The 18684-nt window shown below is 43.9% G+C and carries 14 protein-coding genes; 9 read left to right on the forward strand and 5 right to left on the reverse strand.

Going from position 1 to position 18684, the window contains the following annotated elements:
* The first annotated feature begins 33 nt into the window (after positions 1-33).
* From CA598_RS13360 to CA598_RS13375, 4 genes are read left to right on the forward strand one after another with little or no spacing between them, the layout of a single operon-like run.
* Positions 34-966, forward strand: a complete 933-nt coding sequence (locus CA598_RS13360) for a DUF4430 domain-containing protein (RefSeq protein ID WP_094876824.1) — start codon at positions 34-36, stop codon at positions 964-966.
* On the forward strand, positions 966-1856 hold the full coding sequence (locus CA598_RS13365) for an energy-coupling factor transporter transmembrane component T (RefSeq protein ID WP_094876825.1): 891 nt from the start codon (positions 966-968) through the stop codon (positions 1854-1856). Before CA598_RS13360 ends, CA598_RS13365 begins: the two co-directional genes overlap by 1 nt.
* Entirely contained in the window at positions 1829-3499 is a 1671-nt protein-coding gene (locus tag CA598_RS13370; protein ID WP_094876826.1) for an ABC transporter ATP-binding protein, read from the forward strand. The genes CA598_RS13365 and CA598_RS13370 overlap by 28 nt, the downstream gene beginning before the upstream one ends.
* An 11-nt stretch (positions 3500-3510) precedes the next feature.
* A complete protein-coding gene (locus CA598_RS13375) occupies positions 3511-4209 on the forward strand; it encodes an ECF transporter S component (RefSeq protein ID WP_256990494.1) in 699 nt (232 codons plus the stop codon).
* 356 nt (positions 4210-4565) lie between these two features.
* Here CA598_RS13375 and CA598_RS13380 read toward each other — a convergent pair whose 3' ends face one another.
* The 5 genes from CA598_RS13380 to CA598_RS13400 form a co-directional block, all read right to left on the reverse strand.
* Positions 4566-5948 carry a HAMP domain-containing sensor histidine kinase gene (locus CA598_RS13380; protein WP_094876827.1) on the reverse strand — a complete coding sequence of 461 codons (1383 nt, stop codon included), beginning with the start codon at positions 5946-5948 and terminating at the stop codon, positions 4566-4568.
* Positions 5945-6622, reverse strand: coding sequence for a response regulator transcription factor (locus CA598_RS13385; RefSeq protein WP_094876828.1), 678 nt, complete (start codon positions 6620-6622; stop codon positions 5945-5947). The genes CA598_RS13380 and CA598_RS13385 overlap by 4 nt, the downstream gene beginning before the upstream one ends.
* 59 nt (positions 6623-6681) lie before the next feature.
* The gene (locus CA598_RS13390; RefSeq protein WP_094876829.1) at positions 6682-8655 is read right to left on the reverse strand and encodes a serine hydrolase domain-containing protein; all 1974 of its coding nucleotides are present in this window, start codon (positions 8653-8655) and stop codon (positions 6682-6684) included.
* Positions 8656-8873: 218 nt separating this feature from the next.
* Entirely contained in the window at positions 8874-10148 is a 1275-nt protein-coding gene (locus CA598_RS13395) for an MFS transporter (RefSeq protein WP_094876830.1), read from the reverse strand.
* Between the two features lie 17 nt (positions 10149-10165).
* On the reverse strand, positions 10166-11071 hold the full coding sequence (locus CA598_RS13400; protein ID WP_179283666.1) for an ArsR/SmtB family transcription factor: 906 nt from the start codon (positions 11069-11071) through the stop codon (positions 10166-10168).
* 220 nt (positions 11072-11291) lie between these two features.
* On the opposite strand from CA598_RS13400, the gene CA598_RS13405 reads away from it, so the two are divergent.
* From CA598_RS13405 to CA598_RS13425, 5 genes are all read left to right on the forward strand, one after another.
* Positions 11292-12635 carry an MATE family efflux transporter gene (locus CA598_RS13405; protein WP_094876832.1) on the forward strand — a complete coding sequence of 448 codons (1344 nt, stop codon included), beginning with the start codon at positions 11292-11294 and terminating at the stop codon, positions 12633-12635.
* A 19-nt stretch (positions 12636-12654) separates the two neighbouring features.
* Positions 12655-14985 (forward strand): bifunctional glutamate--cysteine ligase GshA/glutathione synthetase GshB, encoded by a 2331-nt coding sequence (gene gshAB, locus CA598_RS13410; protein WP_094876833.1) that lies wholly within the window; start codon positions 12655-12657, stop codon positions 14983-14985.
* Between the two features lie 109 nt (positions 14986-15094).
* On the forward strand, positions 15095-16381 hold the full coding sequence (locus CA598_RS13415; protein WP_094876834.1) for a glycoside hydrolase family 5 protein: 1287 nt from the start codon (positions 15095-15097) through the stop codon (positions 16379-16381).
* Positions 16382-16391: 10 nt separating this feature from the next.
* A complete protein-coding gene (locus CA598_RS13420) occupies positions 16392-17039 on the forward strand; it encodes a response regulator transcription factor (protein WP_094876835.1) in 648 nt (215 codons plus the stop codon).
* On the forward strand, positions 17023-18423 hold the full coding sequence (locus tag CA598_RS13425; RefSeq protein ID WP_094876836.1) for a sensor histidine kinase: 1401 nt from the start codon (positions 17023-17025) through the stop codon (positions 18421-18423). The genes CA598_RS13420 and CA598_RS13425 overlap by 17 nt, the downstream gene beginning before the upstream one ends.
* Positions 18424-18684: the final 261 nt, after the last annotated feature.

Consider the following 18684-nt stretch of genomic DNA (forward strand, 5'->3'; position numbering starts at 1 on the left):
CTTGCTTATTATTTAAGGTGGGGAACTTAAGAAATGAACAAGAAAAAATGGCTAACAGCGATGCTAATTATTGGTGTGTTGGCGATTGCCTTCTTTTGGGGTGGGAATTATCAGAAGAGCCCGAACAAGGTTGCGAGTAACAATGTTGGGTCACAAGTTGTAGAATCAGCCAATACGGCTTCCAATCAGAATGTTGAAGTAGAGCCTACAGCCTCAAGTGATGCCGAGACAACTGAGATAGCTCCTACAGCTACGCCAGGTGAAACAGCTAAGCCCATTGAAACGGTAAAGCCAACTGAAGAGGTAACGCCAACCGAAACTGCGGGTACAGAGGTTGAAAAGCCGACCGCAACACCGAAAGCGGCTAAAACGTCCGTTCCGGAAACGAAAGCGACGGCAAAACCAGTAACCAAACCGGATTCAAAAGTAGCGGCAACAGAAGCCAAGCAGGAACCGAAAAAGGATAAATTTCTTACGGATCCAGTACCGAGTGGGAAACCTAAGCCAGTGGAATGGCAAAATGCAACAGTAGATAAGAGGAAGCAATTAACGGCTACCTTGTCCGTCTCGGCGGCTACCATTTTAGATAATATGAACATTTTCAACGAGGATAAGCTTGAAGTATTGCCGGCAGATGGTATCATTTATAAAGCGCAGAAGTTAACCTTTTATGAAGGGGAGTCTGTGTTTGATGTTTTGCTAAGAGAAATGAAGAAGAACAAAATCCATATGGAATTCAGTATGACTCCGATCTATAACAGTAATTATATTGAAGGCATAAATAATCTTTATGAATTTGATGCTGGAGAGCTTAGTGGATGGATGTACAAAGTAAATGGCTGGTTCCCTAACTACGGCAGTAGTCGTTATGTGCTTAAGGATGGCGATGTCGTTGAATGGGTATACACCTGTGATCTAGGTCGAGATGTAGGTGGTTATGTAGCCACAGGAGGAGCACAGAAATAATGAAGGATAGCTTTTCTACCTTTCATCCGTTTGTGAATTTTCTTTATTTTGTAGTTGTGTTGTTATTTAGCATGGTGTTCATGCATCCCATATTTCAGGTGATTGCCCTGATCAGTGCAGTGGTTTACTCCTTTATGTTAAAAGGAAAAAAAGCCGTTCGATTTAATCTGCTGTACATGGTTCCTTTTCTACTATTTATGGCGATTATGAACCCTGTTTTTAATCATCAAGGGGTAACGATCTTGTTCTATTTAAACAATGGAAACCCCATTACGAAGGAATCGATTCTTTATGGCGTAGCAGCGGCGTGCATGTTTGTGACGGTAATCATATGGTTCTCCTGTTATAACGCCGTGATGACCTCGGATAAGTTTATTTATATATTCGGAAAAATACTGCCGGCACTGTCGTTGATTTTTTCGATGGTGCTTCGTTTTGTTCCTAGATATTTAGCGCAAATCAAGGTGATTTCGAATGCTCAAAAATGTATAGGCCGGGATGTCACGCAGGGAAATCTCCTCGCGCGAGCGCGAAATGGGATAACGATCCTATCGATAATGACTACCTGGGCCCTGGAAAATGCGATTGAGACGGCGGATTCCATGAAGTCAAGAGGATATGGATTGCCTGGACGTACAAGCTTTTCGATCTTCCGTTTAGATGTCCGGGACAAAGTAGCCCTCTTGATCATGACAGGCTTAATTGCGATAGTAGCTGTCGGTGCAGCGATGGGTGAGAACACGATGAGATATTATCCATCGATTAAAGCGAGCGCAATTACACCTTTTAGTATCCTTGTATATATCGCTTATTTTGCGCTATGTATGATCCCTGTGCTCATCAATATGGTGGAGGCAATGAAATGGAAATCTATCGAATCGAAGAACTAAGCTTTGCTTTTCCTGAACAAGAGCAGATGGCTCTATCGAATGTTAATCTTAAGATTGCAAGCGGAGACTTTATTACTGTTTGTGGAAAGTCAGGCTGCGGCAAAAGTACCTTACTAAGACAACTGAAAACAATCCTAAGCCCACATGGCAAACGCCAAGGGGTGATTTATTATAAGGGGCAACCTGTAGAGGAGATCGATCAACGGACACAGGCAGCGGAAATCGGTTACGTACTCCAGAGTCCGGACAATCAAATTGTGACAGACAAGGTGTGGCATGAGTTGGCCTTTGGTCTTGAAAGCTTAGGTTATGACAATTCTACGATTCGTTTGCGCGTGGCTGAGATGGCGAGCTTTTTCGGAATTCAGACCTGGTTCCATAAAAGTGTGACTGAGCTATCGGGTGGCCAGAAGCAGCTACTCAATTTAGCAGCGATTATGGCTATGCATCCTTCGGTTCTAATCCTTGATGAGCCTACCTCTCAGCTAGATCCTATCGCAGCTTCCGATTTTTTGGAGACGGTCAAAAAGATTAATCGCGAGCTTGGAACCACCGTTATCATGACCGAGCATCGTCTAGAGGATGTTCTTCCGCTCACAGATCGGCTGATTGTGCTGAATGAGGGCGTTGTGATTGCAGATGATACCCCGCAAAAGGTAGGCGAAGCTTTAAGCATGCTGAACCATCCAATGTTTCTGTCCATGCCCTCACCCATGCAAATTTACGCAGGCGTAGAGAATGACTTAGCATGGCCTGTTACAGTGAAGGAAGGACGACAATGGCTGGATGCTTTTCTAGAGGATAAGACACCTGCAACGATGGTAGTAGCTCAGTCAAGCTCGAAAGTGGACGGCCCTGTAGTCATAAAGTTCAAGGATGTATGGTTTAAATATGATAAAAATGGACCGGATATCATCAAAGATTTGTCGTTTGAAGTAAAGCAAGGGCAGTTCTATTGCATTGTTGGTGGTAATGGAACGGGGAAGACATCGACGCTGTCACTTATGAGCGGCATCCTTCAGCCCTATCGAGGGAAGGTTCTAATCGGCGGGAAAAACCCGGCGAAAATAAATGCCAAAGAATTGTTTACTAACAATCTGGGCATCCTTCCGCAAAATCCGCAAACGTTATTTGTGAAAAAAACAGTCGAACTAGATTTATACGAAATGTTATCTCAGCTTCCTTTAACGAAGGAAGAAAAGGTGGCTAAAGTTGAGGCCGTGGTTAAGTTCGCAGAACTGGAACATCTTCTCTCGATGCATCCATATGATCTTAGCGGGGGAGAACAGCAACGTGCGGCGCTGGCTAAAGTGCTTTTGTTAGAACCGAAGATTCTGCTGCTGGATGAACCGACTAAGGGACTGGATGGACCTTTTAAAGAGAAATTAGCTTTATTTCTACAGAAGCTTAATGCCGAAGGTGTTACCATCGTAATGGTTTCGCATGACGTTGAATTTTGTGCCAAGTACGCCGAGGTCTGCGCGATGTTTTTTGATGGAAGCATCATCACTACGAATGAAGCCCAGAAGTTTTTTGCGGGAAACAGCTTCTATACGACTGCCGCCAATCGGATGGCGCGTCATGTATGGAGCGAGGGAGTTACGATAGAGGGTGTGATTGATTTATGTCAACGAAGCAGGTAACGGGTCGTCGTTTGAGTCGTCGAACTTTATTAGCAGCACTACTAATCTTTATAGTTATTCCAGCTACAATTTTGTTAGGTATTTTTGTCCTAGACGATCGCAAATATTACTTTATCAGCCTATTGATCGTCCTCTATACGATGATTCCGTTTGCGCTAGTGTTCGAGAATCGGAAGCCTCAGGCGAGGGAACTCATCGTCATAGCGGTGTTAGCAGCCATTGCTGTTGCTGGTCGCGCAGCCTTTTTCATGTTGCCGCAGTTTAAGCCGGTTGTTGCCATTGTCATCATCGCAGGGGTGAGTTTGGGAGCTGAGGCAGGATTTCTGGTCGGTGCTGTTGCGGGCTTTGTCTCCAATTTCTTTTTTGGGCAGGGACCATGGACGCCTTGGCAAATGTTTTGTTTTGGCATCATTGGCTTCCTGGCGGGCATTTTCTTCAAGAAAGGTCTGCTTAAAAAGACCAAACTGTCTCTCTGTATATTCGGAGGGCTAGCGACGTTCTTGGTATATGGCGGCATTATCAATATAGGCTCGCTGATGATGTTCACGTCTGAGTTCTCATGGTCGGCTTTGATGACAACTTATATTTCCGCCTTTTGGTTTGATATGGTGCATGCCATCTCGACGGTGGTGTTCCTCTTTTTCATTGCTAACCCTATGATTGAAAAGTTGGATCGGATAAAAACGAAGTATGGGTTGATTGAGCCTTAGGTTTTGGAATTGGGCATTTGGCGTTTTAAGTGCTGCGCATTGCACTGGCGGACGCTCCGCTTTTCCACAATCAGTCCGTTCTCTCCGCTGCCATCAGCGCGAACCCCAAAACACAAACCCAAAACCGAAGGAAGGCTCAAAGAACCCTCCTTCGGTTTTTAGCCAAAGGGGGGCGGCAGTACCTAGTGGCTGGAGCTTTGGCCACTATTAGATATTACAATCAGTTGCAGATCTAGTAGCGATGCTCCTAGATCTAACCTTAAAAAAACAGGCGATGCTCCGGTCTACCGGTATCGCCTGTTTTTTGATTCTATGATATTTAAAAGATGTTAGCTTATTGAGCCTCGTTTGGGTTGCTATTCTTGGCTCTTTCGGCTGGGAGCAGACGGAGAGACGGGTAAACTAACGATAATCGTCGTTCCTTCTCCAACCGCACCATCTATCTCTATCCTTCCCTGATGCAGAGAGACGATTTTTTTAACGATCGCAAGTCCGAGGCCATTGCCATTGTTGTTTCCGTTCCGCGATTTGTCTATTTTATAAAATCTTTGGAATACAGCCTTGAACTCTTCCGGGGACATCCCGATTCCATTATCGCTGATGGTGACGGATACTTCTGCTGCACGACTATCTATACTGATGCGAATATTCCCGCCTTCCGGTGTGAATTTGATGCTGTTGCTGAGCAAATTCATCCATACTTGCTTCAGTTGATCTTCATCACCCTTAATCTTGATCGCTTCCGGCAGTTCAAGGTCGATAACAATGCCTTTGGCTGACCATTGGGGCTCACAGGTCACAACGATGGTTCTAATCTGCTCGTCAAGATTGAAGGGACTTGCGTTGAAGGGATGATGTTCAGAATCCAGGGAAGCGAGCTTCAGTAAATTATCACTTAGCCTCGATAGGCGCTCACTCTCCGCAATGATGATATCAAGATACTCGCTGCGTTCCTCCTCCACGATTAAATCATGGTTCAGTAGCGCCTTGGCAAAGCCGGAAATGGACGTAAGCGGTGTCTGGATTTCATGAGAAACGTTGGATACGAAATCCTGCCTCATCTGTTCCAACTGCTTCAGCTCCCTTGCCATCTCCACATAGCTCTGTGTCAATTCCCCGATTTCATCTATTCGGTTCACTTTAAGCTCCACCCCGAAATCACCCTTGCCCAGCCTTTTGGTCGCATTCGTCAGTGCTTTGATCGGCTCCACCAAATATCTGGCGGCAATAAGAATACATACACTACCCAGTAAAAGCACGAGCAAAAGCACAAATAGCATCATTCGATTGACGATATTTTCGTTCTCAGCAGAATACTGCAAGAACATCGCACGCCACTCCCCGTCCAACATAAAGGGCATCCCGATAAAAATATCCTTATCGTCCGCGGAGGATCGGTAGAGCTTTCCTTGTAGGACTTGTTTGACAGCATCGGGGGGGACCATGACAGCTGGACTACCCTTGAGCCCATAAAAGGTATGTTCCCCGGCATGATTGTACAGGTGGATAGGGTATGCAGATACCTTAACCATACTATTCAGGAACTCGTCCGTATCTTTAGGTTTGGCGTCATCATAGCGGTGAATGATCTCTTTTCCTACTACGATCATTTCATTCTGTCCCTCATAAGTTATTTGTTTCTGAAAGACATACAAACCAATGAAAAAGGAACAGATTAGACTAAAGATAATGATGCCTAGAAACGTGAGAATGACTCGTACATACAACGTCTTGATCATGGCGTAAGGATCAGCCGGTATCCCAGACCGCGGGCCGTTTCGATTTGAAATTGCTCGCCCTTGCCGCTGAATTTCTCCCTCAACCGACTTATGTGCACATCTACAGTCCGGCCGTCTCCTTCATAATTTAATCCCCAGACCTGAAGGATCAACTGTTCTCTTGTGAAGATTTGCCCAGGATGGCTGGCCAGCAGAAACAGCAGCTCAAATTCCTTCAAAGGAATTGTGACTGGTTCTTCACCACGCGTGACCTGAAAAGTTCGGCGGTTGAGAACCACATTGCCCAACTCCACAGACTGGGAAGTAACGACCAGCGAGCGTTTAAGCAAAGCTTTTACTCGCATTACCAGTTCAAGTGGATCAAATGGTTTTGTTAGATAGTCATCCGTACCAAGCTGAAAACCTTTCACTTTGTGTACGGATTCCGCTTTAGCTGTCACCATGAGGAGGGGGATGTTGGCATCCCAGCGCCTGATTTCTCTGCACAGATCCCAACCATTAAGTCCTGGCATCATAATATCTAGAATGACGAGATCGACACGCGAATTCTGTATAATGGACAGAGCTTTGGTACCATCCCTGGCTTCTTTGAGTTCAAAACCTTCTTTTCGCAAAAATAAAGACATTAGCTTTCGGATGTTATCATCATCATCAGCGATAAGTATAGTAGCCACGATTTTCCTCCTCTATTAAGCTTTCATTATATCTGAATTGTTCTTAGCAAGTAATGGTGTTATCCGAACTGCCAACCCAACAGATTCCAATAGTAGAAGAACAGAGTCATTGCCACAGCAGAAAGCGTCACTAACGTATAATGCACCCGCTTGAAAGCTGTCCAGTACTTATTCTTCCAAACCAGTATAGCCGAGATTAACAGAGCTAAAGTCAGACCCACCAAAATGATTGGCATAACTAAACTGAGAGAAAGCGAAAGACTGATACCGCTGTACTTCTGCATCGTGTCCATGGACATAACCACCATGAATATCGTGACGAAAGATAGCAGCGCCCAACCAGCAGTTCCCGTAGACAGTCGGATGGCCCATTTTTCCGGTGGCGTCATCGCCTTGATCTTGCGTCTGGAAAAGATTAGTCCGAGCAATGCAGTGATAAAAATAAACCCAGAGAACCCTAGTACGATAAGCCAAAATTTATTCTGATCCAAGAGAGGCGTACGCTCCAGCGGCATATCTGGTACCATCCCTAAGATCATATGTGTAACCTTACCGGACTCATTCGTGCGGAAGGCAATTTGTTCGGCACCTCCCTCGAGTTGGAACATATTCGGACCGACTTCTCTGTACAATTGTTGTTCACTACCACTTCCCAAGGATAGCTTATTATCCTCAACCGAGACATTCAGCTGAGCGAAAAAATTGAAAAACTTATCAATATCACTGATGTTTCTGCGGGTAAATTGATAGGATCCTGCGAATTTCTGAATAGATTCATCAGAAGCGATGAATTCAGGCTGACTCCCATGAGGAGCAGGGTAGTAGCGGTTGAAAAAGGCTTGGATGAGGTCTGATGCGGAATCACCGCCCTCACCGCCGCTGTAGGATACAAAGATGCCTACATGCTTGGCAGGCACAAGATACAATCCCGTATTAAACATGGGGTCAGAACCACCATGAGTGATCAGCGTGAGCCCATTGATTTGTTTCTCTGCGAACCCAAGATCCACTCCCGGCAGACGTTTATCAAATTGAAACGCCGTTGAATGCATTAGTTCTGCCGTCTCGGGTCTCAGAATCTGCTGGTCACCATAGTTGCCGTTCTGCAGATGGGCGATCATGAAATGCGCCATATCTACTGCTGATACTGTACCCGAGCCGGCAGGACGAAACCCTCCCTCGAAGGTAGGTGTGCCTGGAATAAAACTACCGTTCTCGCTGTTGTACCCGACAACTTTGTTGGGCATGAATGACTCCGGCAAAGGTTCTACTACAGTCGAATATTTCATGTCGAGCGGATCAAAAATATATTTCTTTATATAATCATTGTAAGGAACACCGCTAACTTCCTCTACAATTAGACCTGCGAGTGTAGCACCGTAGTTCGAATAAGAACTTATCTGTCCGGGTGGTCTTACTCGTGACAGCATATGCTTATTGAGTGTTTCCGAGATTGACCCCGGCAATTTGGCAGGGTCTGTAGTGATTTGATAACCAACTCCACCTTCTTCGAACCCTGCTGTATGTGTCATCAAATGGCGCATAGTAATCGGCTCAGGATAAGTAGCAGGGATCTTTACTGATTTCAGGTAGGTATTAATATCCGTGTCCAGATTAATTTTACCTTGCTCGACCAGTTGCATTACCGCTGTCCAGGTGAATAGCTTTGTCGTCGAAGCGATTCGAAACATGCTGGTTGTCGGATCAACCGGTGCCGTTTCTTCCAGATTGGAACTGCCATAACCTTTGGCCAAAATAATTTTGTTATCCTTTACGATCGAGATGACCGCTCCCGGAATTTGCAGCCGATTCATATCTTTTTCCATAATGCCATCAACGAAGGTAGTCAGACTAGCGGTATCATCAAGATTGGCGGGTGCTTCAGTCTGAGCTATAGGTAGCACGGTTTGATCCGTCTTGGCCTCGGCCGATGCCTGTTTTCCGGGCAACACCAGACTTGCTCCTAATCCGGCACTAATCACAGCCAATAGGGTTAGACCAACGATCAGTCTTTTTTTTATAGATGTTAACATTATTATCCTCCGCATCATCAATTATTGGGCTTGGATGATCATCCACCTAACGCTTATAGAGATTATCAGAGTAGTGTGAATGGAACGTTAACAAGACTATAAAAAAACAGACTGCCATCCGCCGCCTTTAACGACAGAGGGTAGTCTATTGTGAAAAAATTAAAATAAACAGCGGTAGTTTTCTATTAGAATCAGGGAACTCTTCTGCATATCCCCACTTATCGTTCAGCTATAACTCCTTGTGACGGAACTTCCACAACGGGTCGCCTATGGGTGGACTCAAGGGTGGAAAGGTCCCCATCCAGTGCTTTGAGTCCGGGGAGTAGCAAGGCTGCGCTAGCACAGAGCATTGGAAGCAGTCCGGCGATTATAAAAAGCACAGGTACCCCATAATGCTCGGCAATCGCTCCACCGGCAAAAGCACCAAAAGGCTGCAAGCCGCCACCGATCAGAAAGCGAATAGAATTGACCCTTCCTTGCAGATTGCTCGGAACTAGACGTCCATGGAGAGACGAGCTTAAGGAACCGAAGAAGGGAGCTAACGCTCCAGTAGCAAATACGGCGGCGAGAGCAAAAGGGAAATTAGGGAATAACCCCCATAAGGTAGTCACTAAACCTATGGTCCCCAGACTGCCAAGCATGACAAACCGCCTTTTTTTTATCTCCCCGATCATGGAAATCACACTTAGCCCGACTAAGGTTCCCAGCGCTAAAACCGTACTTAGCGTGCCCATCGTTGCCGCATCGCGGTGGAGCACTTCGCGTACAAAAGGCACCATCATCGTCCAGACGGCAATTGAGCTTAAATTACTGATGGAGGCCATGATCATAATCGTAAGCATTGCAGGAAATTGTTTATAGAAGGTAAAGCCCTCGGCTATCTCGCGAACGTAAATAGTGATGGAGAAACGACCTGGGGCTGGAGAAGGTTTTGGTAGCTTTTGTAAACATAGCAGGGTAGTTATGGCGGCTACGTAACATAACATGTTGATGCTAAGGGCTGGCAGCGCTCCACTGGCAGCGGTCAACGCTCCAGCTAAGGCAGGTCCCAGTAACACTGCTGCGCTTTTACTGCCATCAATGATAGCAAAAGCCCGCACCAGCTTCCGGCTGTCAGCAACGCCGGGAATCACAGCCATCGCTGTTGGCATGAACAGTGCGGCGCAGGCACCGCTTAGTCCGGCAGCGACAAACAGATGCCACAGCTGCAGCTGACCCGCTAGACCCATGCCAAGTGGCAGGGCTATAGCCAGCAAGCGAATGGCTGCCAAGCAGGCCATAAAACGGACCCGGTGCAGCCGATCGGACAACGGTGAACCGAGCAAGCGCAACAGTAGCTCAGGTATGCCAGAGCTGAGCGCGAGTGCTCCCATCGCTAGCTTAGAACCGGTTAGCTCATAGACGAGCCATTCCATAGCCAGCAAGCCAAAGGCATCCCCAAAAGCGCTTAAAGTAATGGTCGAGAGAAGACCATAATAGCTGCGTTTTATCATAGCTTGGTAGCTCCTTTTTAACTCTCCAGATACGTCCCAATCTGCTGGGGCAGTCCATTTAAGGCTTCTAATCGTAGGCTGTACGAAGCGCTTCTAGCATGGGTATGGACAATGACCAGCCCAGCTGCGCGCAGCGCGATAAGATGGTAGTGGATTGTGCTTTTGGAAAGTCCTACTTCACGTACGATTTCTGTGAAATTGAGCTGTTTCCCTGTGAGTAAACGAAGGATATACAGCCGGGTCTCATCCGACAATGCTCGAGTAAGGCGGAGTAGTGCAGGAGCAGGCCGTCCGGCTTCCGGAGGGAGAACATCACAAGAGTAGCTAGTGAACACGAATTCATCATACATAGAGGTGGTAACCAGTGGACGCGCATGATATTGCGGGATGATAATGACCTGCTTCAGATGTTCGTTTGGATAAAGGCGCATGCCAGCGGTAGCTGCTTCAAACACTTCCATGTCATTATTGCCGCTTAGCATCGCGCGTCTTGATTCGGCTTCCTGCTCAAGCCCTTTGATGATATTAGGGTCGATTCCACTGAAGTATCCCGCGTTCCATTCGCGCAGGATATCAGAAGCAGTATCCCTAAGCTCCGCAAGATTGGAGGGAACTGATTGGCCGAAACGTCCGGAAATTTCATATAGCTCTCCAGATGTTAAAGCATCGAACCAGACCAAAAAGCCCTCTACCGAACGCTCGCCCGGACAAGACCAAATATAGGGGGCCAAACTGAAATCATCAAGTTTTTTAACGACCTCTTGCATTTTACGAAGGAGCATGGGTGCGAATCTTGCCTGAACATCGCGTACCCAGAGCTTACCGGAATCCATGGCAGTATGGTTCTGCTTGCTTAGAAAGGCAGTCATACTACTAACACATTCATACATGGGTGCAAAATCAACTTCTACTTTATAATCCATGAGCTGCTCCATTCTTTCAGTGAAATACTGAACTTTCTTATTGTTCTATAAATATAGAACTACTTGTTGGTTTTATTGTAAACGAACTCCTTGTTCTTTTCAATAGCCATTTCACCGAAAAATCCGAACTCAAAATAATGTTTAAATATAATCAATTGATTATATAAGTGTGCGGTTATATAATGAATTTGATATTTAAATGAAGAAGGTGTAATTAGACTTGAAGGACACAAACGATTTGACTCAGGGTCCTATAATGCCTACCTTAATGAAATTAACGCTTCCCATTATTGCGACGAATTTCATCTCTACTACTTATGGTCTAGTCGATATGATTTGGGTTGGAAGATTAGGGAGTGGTCCTGTTGCTGCGATTGGCACGGCGAGTTTTTTCATTAATCTAGCGATTGCTTTATCGACCATGGTTACAATCGGTACAGGGATTAAGGTGGCGCATTGTATGGGATCTGGTCAGATAGATAAGGCTAAATCTTATATAAAGAACGGATTTATGATGTCTACTTTATTAGGACTTCTCTATATGGGGTTAGTGCTGCTAACCAAGAATCAGTTGATTGGCTTTTTTGATCTCGGAAGTGATGACGTTGAACGGATGGCACGACAATTTTTAATGATCTCGATCTCTGGAACGGTATTTTCCATCGTGAATACGTTATTCGCAACTCTCTTAAACGCTATGGGAAATAGTAAACAACCGTTTCAGATCTTCTCGATTGGTCTTATGGTTAATATTGTCCTTGATCCACTTTTGATTTTTGGCTGGGGCAGTTTTGAGGGCTGGGGAGTAGCGGGGGCGGCTATTGCAACATTAACGGCGAACATTTTGGTTACGGCTCTTTTTATCATGAAGACAAGAAAGTCAGAAATCATCTCAAACACCACTTCGTGGGACAGTCGTCAAATGAAAGAAGTCATCCGCATGGGGCTTCCAATAACGATCCAACGGGTTACCTTTACGATCATATCGATCATCATTGCCAAGATCATTGTACGATTTGGAGCGGATGCTATTGCGGTTCAAAAAGTAGGAATCCAAATTGAATCCATTTCCTATATGACCATTGGCGGACTACAGGGAGCTATTGCTGCCTTTTTTGGTCAAAATTATGGAGCACGCCGCTTCGACCGTATCGGGCAGGGGTATCGTCAGGCCTTAATTTTAACCTCCATTTTTGGCGTGATCGTGTCGCTTCTATTTATTGCGTTCCCGCAGCAGCTATTTTCATTGTTTTTATCAGACCAGACAAGTTTGGAATTGGGTGCAGATTATATGCGGATCATCGGTTACTCACAATTATTCATGTGTCTGGAATTGATGACAGTAGGTGCTTTTAACGGCATGGGTCAAACCCATATCCCACCGATCTTTAGTATTTCATTTACTGCACTCCGAATTCCACTAGCCTTACTCTTATCCGAGCCTTTTGGCTTGAATGGGGTGTGGATGTCGATTGCGTTAAGCAGTGTGTTCAAGGGTGTTATTCTTGTGTTCTGGTTTAGAAGATCTTTGTTCAGAATGAATAAACAGCAGGCAAACTACTAAGCAAAGGATGAGCGTAGGAATGGCTTTATTAAATCGTAAATTCATACAGCTTCTAAAGGATAATCATTTGAATAAGGAGGTTTTTCACGGCGAATTTGGACTGGAAAAAGAAAATGTCAGAGTGGATCCAGAGGGAAGACTTGCGCTGACACCACATCCAAAAGCCTTTGGAAACAAGCTGGAGAACCCCTATATTCAAACGGATTTCTCAGAGAGTCAGGTTGAAATGGTGACACCCTCTTTTGATTCTATTGAAGAGACTTATAACTTTCTGGAGGCGCTGCAGGATATTGTGTCGATAGAGCTTAATGAAGAATATCTATGGCCAAGTAGTAATCCTCCCATGCTACCGAAGGATAAGGACATTCCTATTGCCAAAATGGGTAATCCGGTAGAGGACGAATATAGACATCAGCTAGCCGATAAGTATGGCCGCAAAAGACAATTGCTGAGCGGGATCCATTATAATTTCTCTTTTGATGAACAATTTCTAAAAAAGCTTCATGATATCGCAGACCCACAAGAGAGCTTTAAAGATTTCAAAGATGCTACCTATTTAAAAATAGCCCGCAACCTATTGCGATACCGCTGGCTTCTAATTTATTTAACAGGTGCTAGTCCTGTTTTTGATAAGACTTATATGGAGCAATGTGTGGCACGTGGTGAATCAGATGATGACAAAAGCTTCTATTATCTGAATATGAATTCACTGCGTAATAGCGAATGCGGGTATCGGAATGAAAAGCCTCTCTATGTGTCTTTTGACTCGCTTACGGAATATGTACATGATTTACAAGCGTTGATTGAATCGGAAGAATTATTAAGTGTAAAAGAGTTCTATAGCCCGGTTAGAGTGAAGACGGCAAGAGGTAAACATCCGTTAGAGGAGCTGCTGCAGGATGGGATAGCCTATTTGGAGCTTCGTTTTATTGATCTCAATCCACTCTATAAAATAGGAATTAGCAAAGAATCAATGACTTTCATTCATCTGTTTATCCTGTATATGTTATTGAAAGAGGACGAACCGTTCGGAGTAGAGGATCAGAAGATGGCGAATTTTAATCATGATCAATTGATCATGGAGGGGATCAAAGGCTGTTTGCATGATTACGGAAATTCTTGCGGGACAATGGAACAGAAGGCTTTAATTTGTATACAAGAAATGCAGGATATGATTCAGCTATTGAACCCAGAGGATAAACAGCTCTCGAACGTTCTGAACGGAGCTAAGGATAAGATTCTAAATCCAGATCAGAGCTTTGCAGGGATTGTGAAGTCGGAAGTTCAACAATCCTCTTTTATTAAATATCATCTGAATAAAGCCAAACGATATGCTAAGGAAAGTCTTGCGAATGGATACCGATTTGTAGGATATGAGGATTTGGAGCTATCTACACAGCTTCTACTGAAGGCGGCGGTTAAACGTGGGATTAAGTTTCGATTGCTCGATCGGGAAGAGAACTTCGTTGTACTTACGAAAGGCGATCATAAAGAATACGTTAAGCAGGCTACGAAGACATCCCTGGATTCTTACAGCACGGTACTAATTATGGAGAATAAAATTGTTACGAAGGAAGTTCTCAAACAGCAAGGCATTCGTGTTCCCTCAGGCGAGGCTTTTGGAGATTTGAAAGCGGCAATGAATGCCTATGACACTTATCGTAATAAGCCAATTGTGATCAAACCCAAATCAACGAATTTTGGACTCGGCATTACTATTTTTACAGATGAGTTCTCCAAAGAAGACTATCAAAAAGCCTTCACTATCGCCTTCGAGCATGATCGGACAGTACTGCTTGAGGAATTTATGACGGGGAAAGAATATCGTTTTCTAGTCATGGGTGATGAAGTAGTCGGAGTATTGCACCGGGTTCCGGCGAATGTGGTCGGTGATGATGTACATACGATTGAAGAGCTGGTCCACGAAAAGAATAAGGATCCGCTAAGAGGTCGTGGCTACAAAACTCCGCTTGAGAAAATTCAGATCGGCGAAGCAGAGACGATGTTCTTGAAGAATCACGCGCTGGCTTGGAGCGATGTTCCTTCATTGAATGAGACCATTTTTTTACGGGAGAATTCAAATATTAGTACTGGTGGAGATAGCCTAGACTTTACAGATGAGATTCCACACAGCTATAAAGAACTAGCCATTCAATCAGCTAAAGCTGCGGGGGCCACGATTTGTGGAGTGGATATGATGATCGATGATATGCAGGAAGAAGCGACCGATACCAATTACAGCGTTATTGAGATCAATTTCAATCCAGCAATTCATATTCACTGTTATCCTTATAAAGGGAAGAACCGAAAGGCAGATGAGCGGATATTAGATTTATTGTTTGGCGAATGAACAGAAGCTCAGCCAGTACTATTGGTTGAGCTTTTGCTTTTAAACGATTTCCACCCCTTGTGACACTCTTGTAACAGAGATTGACTACGATAGGTTATGAGGTGAGAGAATGAAGAAAGCTAAAGGTTTTATCGTGTTGATCTTATTGTTGGTTGTAGGATGTAGTTCTGTAACACCGCAAGCTAATCAAGAACTGAAGATAGAAGAGAAGAAGGAAGAGAAGACCGAAAGGAATGAGAAGATGGCCTTCTGGGAGGACCAGAGAAAAGGAGCCAATTTCATGAATTCAAAATCTTTACCGGAAAACTATGATGCTGCCAAAGAGCAAAACATTGAGTTCATTCGACTTGCACCAGATAAATGGGCAAAAGACAGGGATTTCCTGTTCAATGACAAACTGGATGCGAACCCGGATAAAGATTTTCTAATAGGGAATGCAGATAAGTATGAAGGGATGGTTGAGGCGGATTTTGCCGAGTTAAAAGCGGACTTAGATGCAGCGGAGGCTCGGGGCTCCAAAGTAGTGCTGACTGTCTTAAGTCTCCCCGGAGATCGCTGGAGGCAGTTCAACAATTATGAGAATGATGATCGGATATGGAAGGATTTCAGTTATCATGAACAAGCGGCAGTGTTTTGGAGGGATCTGGCAAGTCGATTGAAGGATCATCCTGCGGTAATCGGTTATAACTTGATTAATGAGCCACATCCGGAGACGGCGACTGGATTTCATGACTTCTGGACTCAGGATTACAACGAATGGTATAGCTCAGTCGAGAATACGCCTGCGGATTTAAATCTTTTATATGAGACAATTGTGACCGCTATTCGTACTGTGGATACCAAGACACCTATTATCGTCAATTCTGGTCTGTATGCTACACCGTGGGCCTTTAAATATTTGAAACCTATCGAAGACGAGAATGTGTTGTATGCTTTTCATATGTACGAGCCTTACGAGCTAACCAGTCAGAATAAGAAAAAAGGGTTAACCTATGAATATCCTGGAACGATAAAAGTCGGAGACAATAAAACGGAAAAAGCATTTAATAAAGAGACCTTAAAGGAATTTCTGGAACCTGTTGCGCAGTGGGCAAAGGAACATAATATTCCCGCAAATCGGATTGTTGCCGAAGAGTTTGGAACGAATCGGTTAGTAAAAGGTGCAGATCAATACATGGCTGATTTAATCTCGATTTTTGATGACTTTGGCTGGCACTGGGCGTTTTATGCCTTCCGAGAGGATACATGGGACGGAATGGATTATGAACTGGGCAATCAGCCCCCAACTTGGGAATATTGGCAAGCGATAGAGAAAGGTGAACAGCCCCCTCGAACAGCAGTAGATCATAACCCGATTTGGGAAGTATTGAAGAAAGGACTTGAAGGAAAGGAGTAAATGATGCTAATTGAACATTCTAATTGCCGATGATGAGAAACATATGACCCATATCTTGAAGACTTATTTTGAAAAAGAGGGCTATAACGTTTGGGTAGCTGCAGATGGGGAGGAGGCGCTAGAGCTCTTTTTTTCGAATAAGATCGATCTTGTGGTATTGGATTGGATGATGCCGAAGCGAAGCGGGATTGAGGTGTGTAATGAAATCAGGCAGGTTAGTTTAGCTAAAGTGGTGATGCTGACCGCCCGATCTTCCCATGACGATGAATTTAGCGCTTTAGATATCGGTGCAGATGAATATATAAGAAAACCATTCGACCCACGGATTTTAATGCTGAGAATCAAAAAAATGCTGGGTACCGAAAAAGTGGCTGCTATACGGGATTTAGAAATTGATTTTGAGCGGAAGAAAGTGTACAAGCAGGGGGAGGAGCTGTCCCTTTATAAAAAAGAATTTGAATTGCTAACCTTCCTCTATGAGAATAAAGGCCGGATTTTGTCTAGAGATGCTTTGATATCTTCCGTTTGGGGGATGGACTACCTTGGCGAAGAAAGAACCGTGGATACACATATTAAGAGATTGCGCGATAAGATTGGGGCTGACCACGTAATCACACACAGGGGAATGGGGTACAGCTTCCATGATAAAAATCAATAAAATAAGCACCAAGTTATTGATTATGGTAAGTATTATTCTGCTGATTGTATTTGGAACATCTTATTTATTGCACAATTTTTTCTCGTCCGATTATTATCTTTATAAAATGAAAACCAAGATTAACGCTATTTATGAAGAAGTAAAGGATCTCAGTCTGGATCAGCTCAAGGACAATGAAACAGCGATCGAGAACAATAACAATGTAACGATTGTGAGGGTTGAGAACAGAGGAAGCGTGACAGCAATTAACGAGAACATTCAATTTGCGTTGTTTAAAGATAAGGTGGCACTCAATAAGTTTTGGATTACAGAAAAAGTTTTGCAAAAGGTAAACGAAGGAAATACGGTGAATCTTTTATTTAATCAGGGGAAATTGAAATCCAGCCTGTTAACGAAAATATACGAGCAGGATGGCAGTTTGATTCTCATCGGCACTGTGGTTGTGCACAATACCGATGCTTTAAATATCGTAAATCAATTCAGCTTCTATTCCATTCTTTTGGGGATTATTATCAGCTTGCTGTTAGTGGCATTTTTTTCAAAAAAGATTATTACCCCATTAGAGAAGCTACAGGATGTCGCGAAGGATATCTCCAATCTTGAATTTAAACAGGTGACGATTAAAACGGGGGATGAAATCGAAGAATTATCCAAAAGCATTAACCAGATGAGCCAGCGCCTGAAAAGTGCCCATGCAGAGCTGGAACAGAAAAATCAAAGCTTAAACACACTGATCTCAAGCATTTCACATGAAGTGAAGACACCGTTATCCCTAATTCAAGCGTATACCATTGGCATTCAAGACGATTTGGATGATGGTACGTATACGGATATCATTTTGGAGCAGGTGGAATATACGTCGGATATGGTGGATTACTTAATTAAACTGTCCAAAATCCAAAAGAACGAAGTCCATAAAGAAAGATTCGATCTTAAAGAGCTTCTGCTCAAAGTGATCTCACAATATAATATTACGCTCAAAAATAAAAATCTGATTTTACAGAGCGACTTCCATGCGGTTAATCGATCCATCGTTGAAGAGGATATCAGCCAAATAGAAATTATATTCAACAACTTAATTAGTAATGCCATTAAATATGGGGAAGAGAATGTTTTTGGAATATCGCTAGCGAATGATAGCCACGATACCCTGAAATTCACCATTACAAATAAAACCACGCGCCTAAAAGAGAAGCATCTAGCGTATATCTGGGACCCGTTCTATGTGATCGAGGAGTCTCGGAATAAAGAAATCTCCGGTACTGGACTTGGCCTGTCTATCGTCGCGGAGATTCTAGCTAAAAATGATCTGAAATACGAAGCCACATTAGAGGACTCGTATATTAGGTTTAGTGTTTGGTTTGATGTTAAGATTACAGAATGATGAGTACTTTGGTATCTTCGTATGAACATAATATATACCTCGATTAAATGATTAGATTAGGGAAAACCTCCCTTTGTTCGTATGATGTGAAGCTTAATGCAACGCTAGTGGAATTGAATTACGGTTCTTAGGCAGAGACATGATTCTACATATAATCGTGAATGTTTTTTAGACTTCCCCCAATAAATATGGTGAAAAGTAACGGAGGGAATTTTGGAACTGTAGGAGCGGAGCGTTCGCCTGAAAGCTTTCCGAAGGAAA

Origin of the sequence: Paenibacillus sp. VTT E-133291 (assembly GCF_002264395.1) — a bacterium.
GTDB classification, from domain to species: Bacteria; Bacillota; Bacilli; order Paenibacillales; family Paenibacillaceae; genus Paenibacillus_AQ; species Paenibacillus_AQ nitricinens.